The sequence below is a fragment of the Arachidicoccus rhizosphaerae genome (assembly GCF_900107765.1).
GTDB lineage: Bacteria > Bacteroidota > Bacteroidia > Chitinophagales > Chitinophagaceae > Arachidicoccus > Arachidicoccus rhizosphaerae.
In genome coordinates this window covers 1-8,460 of the sequence record NZ_FNQY01000045.1, presented here as the reverse complement: position 1 = coordinate 8,460, position 8,460 = coordinate 1, and the positions used below count along the sequence as shown (strand labels likewise).

Annotated in this window: 9 protein-coding genes; 3 read left to right on the top strand and 6 right to left on the bottom strand. The window is 36.2% G+C overall.

What is annotated here, in order from left to right; translation table 11 throughout:
* Nucleotides 1-12 precede the first annotated feature (12 nt).
* Nucleotides 13-234: an integrase core domain-containing protein gene (locus tag BLU80_RS19225; RefSeq protein WP_394331876.1), complete on the top strand. Its 222-nt coding sequence runs from the start codon at nt 13-15 to the stop codon at nt 232-234.
* Nucleotides 235-341: 107 nt separating this feature from the next.
* Here the strand turns inward: BLU80_RS19225 and BLU80_RS19220 are convergent, their stop codons facing one another.
* From BLU80_RS19220 to BLU80_RS19200, 5 genes are all read right to left on the bottom strand, one after another.
* Nucleotides 342-1,358 carry an integrase core domain-containing protein gene (locus BLU80_RS19220; protein ID WP_091401578.1) on the bottom strand — a complete coding sequence of 339 codons (1,017 nt, stop codon included), beginning with the start codon at nt 1,356-1,358 and terminating at the stop codon, nt 342-344.
* A 23-nt stretch (nt 1,359-1,381) separates the two neighbouring features.
* Nucleotides 1,382-1,717, bottom strand: a complete 336-nt coding sequence (locus BLU80_RS19215; protein ID WP_211481923.1) for a transposase — start codon at nt 1,715-1,717, stop codon at nt 1,382-1,384.
* Between the two features lie 35 nt (nt 1,718-1,752).
* A complete protein-coding gene (locus BLU80_RS19210) occupies nt 1,753-2,601 on the bottom strand; it encodes a hypothetical protein (protein WP_139188223.1) in 849 nt (282 codons plus the stop codon).
* Nucleotides 2,602-2,930: 329 nt separating this feature from the next.
* The gene (locus BLU80_RS19205) at nt 2,931-3,128 is read right to left on the bottom strand and encodes a hypothetical protein (protein WP_091401574.1); all 198 of its coding nucleotides are present in this window, start codon (nt 3,126-3,128) and stop codon (nt 2,931-2,933) included.
* A gap of 1 nt (nt 3,129) precedes the next feature.
* Nucleotides 3,130-3,696 carry an ATPase gene (locus tag BLU80_RS19200; RefSeq protein WP_091401573.1) on the bottom strand — a complete coding sequence of 189 codons (567 nt, stop codon included), beginning with the start codon at nt 3,694-3,696 and terminating at the stop codon, nt 3,130-3,132.
* A gap of 444 nt (nt 3,697-4,140) precedes the next feature.
* Here BLU80_RS19200 and BLU80_RS19195 point away from each other — a divergent pair, with 444 nt between their 5' ends.
* Nucleotides 4,141-5,124: a PDDEXK nuclease domain-containing protein gene (locus BLU80_RS19195; protein WP_091401571.1), complete on the top strand. Its 984-nt coding sequence runs from the start codon at nt 4,141-4,143 to the stop codon at nt 5,122-5,124.
* A gap of 391 nt (nt 5,125-5,515) precedes the next feature.
* Here BLU80_RS19195 and BLU80_RS19190 read toward each other — a convergent pair whose 3' ends face one another.
* Nucleotides 5,516-6,460 (bottom strand): ribonuclease E inhibitor RraB, encoded by a 945-nt coding sequence (locus BLU80_RS19190; protein WP_091401569.1) that lies wholly within the window; start codon nt 6,458-6,460, stop codon nt 5,516-5,518.
* A gap of 605 nt (nt 6,461-7,065) precedes the next feature.
* On the opposite strand from BLU80_RS19190, the gene BLU80_RS19185 reads away from it, so the two are divergent.
* A complete protein-coding gene (locus tag BLU80_RS19185) occupies nt 7,066-7,848 on the top strand; it encodes an ATP-binding protein (RefSeq protein WP_091401568.1) in 783 nt (260 codons plus the stop codon).
* Nucleotides 7,849-8,460: the final 612 nt, after the last annotated feature.

Sequence of the window (8,460 nt, the reverse complement as noted above, 5' to 3'; positions counted from 1 at the left end):
AAAGCAAAACAAATTAAAATCAGCATGGATAGCAGGGGGCGCGCAATTGACAACATCTTCATCGAAAGGCTATGGCGTTCAATCAAATACGAATGTATATACTTAAGCCCGTGTGAGGACGGTCGAACTTTGCACTATCAAATCGATAACTATATGAGTTTCTACAATTATCACAGGCCCCACCAATCTCTTAATAATTCATGTCCCAGCAAGTTATATAAACATGCAGCATAAAAGTAAGTATATTTGCACCAGGTCACCGCCTAACCCAGAAGAGGTATCCCTATTGCCTCTATCTTAGAACCCAAAGAAATCTGTCTAAAGAATAGGGTCCACTTCACTTATACCGCTGCAACTGTAGCGGTATTTTTTATTCGCCCTAAGGGGCGAGCCGAATGCTCCTTCTGGTGTCCACTACCCGAAAGTTCATAGTGAGGTATTAGTAGCTTATGTCTCCTTCCCTTATTCTTTCTCTCTATGCTTTCAATCAGTCCTTCCTGCCATAGTTTCCAGAACCGCTTGGGTGGTAGATGATCCAGGCTTCCATGCAGTCGGACCTCGTTGTAAGTCTTATAGAACCCCTTTAAATGCTGCTCTAAGTCCTGCAATGTCCTGAATGCGCCTATGCGGTCCAAAGAGCGTCCTAAAATCGAATGGAAGGATTCAATGTGTCCATTTTCCTGCGGAGTATATGGGTGCGTAAAAACCTGGTTCAAGCCATTTTCTGCCAGATACTTTTGAACTGAATGAGCAGCAAAGCGAGCGTCATTATCATTCCTGATTTCAATGGTTATTTTCTTATCCATCATTTTGTATGGCTGTAGATAATTGACAATCACATCCTCCCAGGCATCTATCACCTGACTTTGCGTGATTGAATAGGCCACCTGCCAATGAAGCACCGTTCGGGTGAAGCAATCAATGACTGTCAGGATGAATGCATAACATTGATGAGATACAACCCACTGGAATTTTATATCCATTTCTATAACCTCTAATGGCATCCATGGATCGACCCGGCGATGCTTTACGTAAACCCTACCAGGCTTCTTTCTCTTTTCATGTAGAAGCTGGTAGTCGCCCATTATCCGATAAACCTTTTTCTTGTTAATAACATATCCTTTAAGCTGCAAAGCAGCAGTCATTGCCCGATAGCCATAATCCGTTTCCGGATTCGATTTAATGGCAACCATCTCCTTTACAAGTTGATCTGTGTCTATTATTTCACTTAGCCCGTTTTTGCTGGTCATCTTCGTAGTATAATGGGATTTTTTACGGCCTCTTTTGCCTTCTTTTGACTGATAATAATAGGCATGCTTCGTAATTCCAAGAAGTCCTAATGCCCGGTCTCTCAGCATGCCTTTACCAATGAACTCACGAGCTAAAGCAACTTTCTCAGATGTGGATACTTTTTTTTTAGCATCTCATCTTTTAGCTTGGATTCAAGCTCTTTTTCCGCCAGCAATTGCTTGAGCGCGGAATTTTCCTTTTCCAATTTACGGACAGCAGAGGCGTCGTAGATGCCCTTACTGTTCGGCAAACTACCGTCTGAGCCAAGATTCGAATATTTCTTTTTCCAGTAATAATAAGTCGCCGGATAAAGGTTATACTTATTGAGCGTTTTCTTAACTCCTTCTTTTTCAGCCTCTTTCAAAATGCTGAGCTTTTCCTTTTCCGTAAACTTTTTTGTCCCCTTGTCGGTTTGAATCATACCCATAGTTACAATTTTTTTTTGTAATTATGTCCGATTATTTAGGGGAGCGGAACATTGCCATAAACCTCTCTCTTGAATGATTGAAGGCCATTAGTTTTGGTTTCTGAAATATTTTTTATTGTGTCGACCTTAATTACACTTGCCATATCGTCAGCGATAGCTTTCAATGGTGCTCCCTCTGTCGGTGCAGCGAGTACCATAAAATAAGGTTCGTCGTCATAAGAGTCTTTTTTCACTCCGTTAATTGAATACATATACATTGACGCTGAAAGCTTTGCAAACTTGAAAATTGATTCGGTGTCGTCAAGCTTAAAAGGTGCTGTTGCAAAAGGATTCACTTCAAATGTTTTGTCGTAGTAAATGGATTGGATAGCTTGCTTTATTTGTTCACCTGTTTGATTGTCATTCGCCGCAAATACTCCCATTACTGAAGCTGAGAATGTTGAGTCACCAAAAACGAGATTATACATTTTTGTTTGTGGGGCTCCTTGTATAAGAACCATTTTTGCAGGATAGTTATTTATTTTGAATTCTTTGTATTCAAAAACCTTTACTCCTTTTTGTTCAAATTTTTCTTTTGAAAAAGTTGCAGCATTTGTATAAAAACTTCCACCGACTAAATCCATTGCTTGAAGTAGTCCATGATTACCTTTTTCAATAGCAGGCAGTGTCGTAGAAGTTACAAAGCCAGTTGGTGGAATTACGAATACTCTTGTTCCTGGTATGTTTAAATGCTTACTTGATTTTGTAGTTGTAATGTCAATTGCAGATTTGTCTTTTGGTGTCTGTCCACAAGATATAAGTGTCAAACAAGTAAATAAGATTGTCAAAATTTTTGTCATAGTTAAATAATGGGTTAAATAGCCCTTTTCTGTGCCATAATGCAAAAATCATTGATTTTAGGCAATTGCCTATATCTTATTTTGCCGGTCTAAAATCGGGGTACACTTCATGTATTTGGTGATGTAATTAGCTATTGTTACTAATTTCTGTGTCTTTTTTGATCCATTTTCTAATTAAATTGGATTATCTTTTACACCTAATTTACACCTGTGTCTTTGCATTGTGTTGATAGTCAATGTAGTTGAATTTACTGTATTGGCAAATAGTTGATTATCAGTTATTTGTCAATACAGAACTTATTTTATTTCAGAAAATGTCGAACATTAAAATTGATATTTTGCATTATTTCCACACAATGCTGCCTTCTGTGTTTTTAGATGGCCGACTTGGGCTTATGATAGGCAGAGCGATTCTTCATAAACTCCTCTGCTGAGACTTCAATAATTTTATTATCCTTCATAATAATAAGCGGACTGTTCTTTTGTTTTTTAAATTCCAAAAGTCTTTGAAAGGCTAATTCAAGCCCGCGAACTATTTTGTTTTTTTCTTCTATAACTTCAGGACTTGCCATATTAAAAAATTGATTTAAACTTTTCTTTGTTGATAATTATAATTGGTTTGTCTTTTTCTTTAAGTGCAATTTCATCGTTATCACCATCACTGTTGTCGAAAATATAGGCTCTATCAACGACCGGTAAATATAATTTTTTTAGGTTTTCAATTCCTCTTATATATCTTCTCTTTATTACGTCAGGTTCTATAAAATGTCCACCTTCTGCAACTCTATTATTTACGCGTTTAATGGCTAAATCGACTGAGTTTAACCAAAAGAATAATAAACTTACGGTATAACCTTTTTCTTGGGCCTCCAATATTTTGCTTTTATAACTTCTTGTTGCTAATGTGGTTTCAAATGCGAAATTTTCATTGTCCTCAATAAGTTCGTTTATTCTGTTCAACATGATTCGTCCCGCCTCTAAGGCTACCTTTTCAGGTTGAAAAGGAGAGAGACCACGTGCTATTTCGTCTGCGTTGATAAATTCTCTACAGTCTAAAATTTCCGGTAAAATCGTGAATGATGCGGTCGTCTTGCCCGCACCATTACAACCTGCTATAACATAAAGTTTTTTCTTATTCATTTACAGAGCAAATTTACTAAATTTACTTGGCACTTATGATAGCAAAAATGGTATATAGTTTTAGTTGCTTTTTAGAAATATGTTTAGTTTTTATAGCTTGTTAATTTAGGTTTATTTTCGTTTTTGCTAAATAAATTGTAATTGTTTTTACACCTAATTTACACCAGTATCCTTGTATAATTTTGATAATCAATATAGTTGAACATACTGTATTGGCAAATAGATTATTATTGTTTATAATGTGTTTATTGGACACCCAGATAATATAATTCATAATACATGGTGCCTTAACCATAGTATTTACGAATAGTGAATTTCTCATTTTTCTTTCACAGCGAAGGCTATGTTTGTTATGGATTAAATGGATTTAAAATTCATGTTTTACAATGGATCTGGTGTTGCTGGAGAAATATTGCTATTTTTGATTTTTATAAAATTTAAGAGATGGACAATCGTTTTTCTGGAATAATTGATTTAATCCAACAAGCAAGGATAAAGGCTCTAAGATCAGTGAACGCTGAGCTTATAAATTTATATTGGAATGTTGGGGAATACATTTTTAATAAAGTGGAAAATGCAGAATGGGGTGTGTCTGTTGTAAGTGAGTTGGCACAATATATTCAACGTAATGAACCTGGCATTAAGGGTTTCTCTGATAAAAACATGTGGAGGATGAAGCAATTTTATGAGTCCTATAAAGATGTGCCGAAACTCTCAGCGATGCTGAGAGAAATTAGTTGGACACATAATTTAACAATACTCTCACGTTGTAAAACTGTTGAAGAGAAAGAATTCTATTTGCGGTTATGTATAAAAGAAAATTATAGTTATCGGGAGTTGGAGAGACAAATTTCAACGAGTTTGTTTGAACGAGCTATTACTGGGGATTTAAAACTCTCAGCACCGCTGAGAGTTTTAAATAAGGATCTAACTATTTCTTTTAGAGATAGTTATGTTTTTGAGTTTTTGAATTTACCTGAATCATATGATGAAAAAGGCCTCCAAAATGGCTTAGTAAGGCAAATGAAGAAGTTTATTCTCGAACTGGGGAAAGATTTTATTTTTATTGGTGAGAAATACCGTGTACAGGTCGGCAATAAGGACTTTTTTATTGATTTGCTATTTTTTCATAGAGATTTACAATGTTTAGTGGCTTTTGAATTAAAGGTAGTAGAATTTTTACCTGAACACCTGGGACAACTCAATTTCTATTTAGAAGCCTTAGATAGAGACGTAAAGAAGCCGCATGAGAATCCAAGCATTGGCGTATTGTTATGCAAAGGTAAGGATAGTGAGGTAGTGGAATATGCACTAAGCCGTTCTCTTTCACCGACCTTGGTTTCTGAATATCAGACCCAATTGCCTGACAAAAAACTACTACAGCAGAAATTGCACGAGCTGTTTGAGAATAATGGGCTAAATGAATAATATAGCTTTATTGCTTGTGTAATAATCTAGCCGTAATTACTAGTTAATTTAGGCATTATGGTTAAATTACTAATTAAATTGGATTATCTTTTACACCTTATTTACACCAGTATCCTTGTATTGTATTGATAATCAATATAGTTGAACTTACTGTATTGGCAAATAGTTGATTATCAGTTATTTGTCAATACAGGAGACATTTTATTTCAGATAATGCTGTACATTAAAATTGATATTTTGAATTATTTCCACACAATGCTGCCTCCTGTGTTTTGAGATGGCCGACTTGGACTTATGTGTACCTTGCACAACAGTTTCATAGAAGCACTTCAGCCGTCATATTGCTAAACCGATGTTACAAGCTGCCATTCTTCTGTCCACTATGTTTAATTTAATTTTCACTTGTCTTGCGAAGTTCCGTTAATACGTTATTTCCTTCTTCAAATAATTTTAGCCAGGACGATGAATGGTTTTCAAAATTCCTTATTGTTTCTTGTCCCTCGTAAATGCCTTTGTTTGTCAAGAGGTAAAATTTCACCTCGTCTGTTGATGGCAAAGATGTTGTTTCTACTTTAGTTGTCTTGTCGAGAAATGTCTGTGCTAAACTTACAAACCGTTTAGCTGCACTATTTACATTTTTATGTTGTCCGCCACCAATAAAGCCGCCGCCAGAACTTAAATACAAACTTGCGTCACCAGTCTGATAGGAAACTGTTGTCGCTGTTGCACCGCCCATTTCCCAGTCCATAATTACTCCGTAAACAACCGTCTTGTCGCTCGGAAATGAAAGTCCAAGTTGTTCGGGTGTCACTGTAAACGCCATATTTCTTAATCCTTCAAATGAGTTTTCGGTTGTTTCCGTTTTGTCATTTTGACTGGGGTCTGTTCCCCAACCGTCAAATTCGCAGTCAAACTTATAGCCGAGTTCACACATTTGTTTTGTCCATTGCTTTACAACTTCGTCTGCCATTTTCATTTTAGTTGTCCAGCCAGTTACAATAAATAATTTCTTGTCGCCAGCGGAAACTCCGTGTTGAACTGTATAATTTAATTTTCCAATTTCTGACGCCAATTTCTCAGCTTTGTCTGGTGTATTTGTGTAAAAGAAATATTCAAGTTTCAATTCTTTGTCAGCCGTAACATTAAGTTTTCTTAATTGGTCAAGTGTTTGTGGTGTCATTTGCATTTGCTTGTCACTGTTGCTGTTGAAAGCGGTCTCACTAACAAATTGTCTACTTTTAGATTTTGGTTTTAAAAAATCAAATAGTCCCATTACAATTATTGTTGTCGTTATTAAAATTAGTCCTGCTATTAGTGCTTTTTTCTCTGTTGTCATATTTCGATACGATCGTCGTACGGTTGCTTGTAATGGCTCGCACAGCTTCGCGCAGTTGCGGGGGGCGGTAGCCACTCTTAAATAGACGCAAGTTACATCTTCCTACGGAATTTTATGTAAGACAATTAATGCAAAATCTCCAAGTGAGAATCAAGCAGTTATAAAATTAGTAGACTAGCAAAATCGCTAGTCTATAGATCGTCTCTCGAATTGAAAGTAGAATATAGGCTTTTATACTAATTGGTTCTAAGTTGGCTCATATTCTGTGTAATGCGATTTTACAACACCTCTAGATCCCTAATAAGATTCGGAATCTTATGGGGATAACCGTCTGAGGTGAACTTGCATAATGAACTTGGTAATTATTATATTGAAATTCTTACCCATTCTTATTCTGTTCCTGTTTCATTACGTGGAAGGTATTATTATCGGAGTGGCAGCACTAAACTAGAATTAATTGGCACATCACTAAACGAATTTCTTCTAAAGAAATCGGGCAAAACGTGGGATGATGTGATTGAATCTCGAGCGACGTTTGATGATATTAATGTGGGTGTCGTTAATACTTTTGTCAGAGAGGCTGCTTCAAGTGGGCGACTACCTGAATGGAAAGGCTTAAGTATTCCCCTGAATTGTTTGACAAATTACGACTTACTGAAAATGGCCAATTAAAAAGGGCTACAATTGTTTTATTTGCAAAAGAGCCTGATAAATTCTTTCCAAACACAAGTGTTAAGATTGGGCGGTTTGGAAAAGATGATGCAGATCTAATCTTTCAGGAAAATGAGGAAGGTTGTCTTATTGTGATTCTGCAGTCAATTCTGAATCAATTGCAACATAAATTTTTAGTTCGAGAAATTTCTTTTGAAGGATTGAAAAGAATTGAAAGAAGTGCATATCCTGTTGAAGCACTTCGTGAAGCGATATTGAATGCTTGCGTACACCGTAATTACATGGGTGCACCAACTCAAATAAGAGTTTATGATGATAAAATAATTTTTTGGAATGAAGGCGCATTACCAGAAGGATTAAGTGTGGAAGCTTTGAAAGGCTTTCATGCTTCTCAACCGAGAAATGTTTTAGTTGCAGATGTGTGTTTTAAGGGAGGGTACATAGATTCTTGGGGACGTGGTATTCAAAAGATATTTAGTGCATGTAAAATTGCCGGATTGCCTGAGCCAGAAATAAAGGAATTTCAAAATGGCTTGCTTGTAACGCTGTTCAAGAATCACCTTTCACCCGAACGATTGACTAAATTAGGGCTTAATGAACGCCAATTAAAAGCGGTGGAATTTGTAAAAGAAAATGGTCGTATTACCAATAAAGATTATCAAAAACTAAACTTGATTGCCAAACCGACTGCAAAACGGGATTTGTCGCGATTATAAGTTGTTTCGAAATAAAGGGAAAGGGGCCGGAAGTTTTTACGAATTAATTGGCTCATAATTGGCTCATGATTGGCTCAATTGGCTCATGATTGGCTCATAATTGGCTCATGATGGACTTGCGCTAGTCATTTTTCTGACAAAACACATCGTTTTTGAAAGAAGTTATGCTTAAGCGAAAATTGACTGTTAAATTAAAGGTTTTTAACTAATGGATTCATATTCAACAAGTAATGTAAATATTGATTAAAAATAAATTGTGTTTAGTTTGGCATACTATTTAGTTTTGGTTATTATAAGTTAGGGTGTTCCTGTAAACTCTTAAAAGGAGTTGCTACATATTAAATATTAAACTAATAAATCCTCTCTTTTTTCCATAAAACGGAATTAAAGAGAGGATTTTTTGTAGACGGGACATAGCAAGACCATCGGAGCTGTTATTTAGCCCGGTTGGATAAGATAAGCGTGTTAATTCTAGGCCGCTGTGCTTTTAATCTGTGCGGCCTGTTGCATTCTTTTGCTGATAATGGATGCGTTTGCTGTAAGGATGCCAAAGAAGATCCAGCAGGTCTCGGTAGACTGGTTCCTGGCTTTGATTTTATTTAAATGATAGTG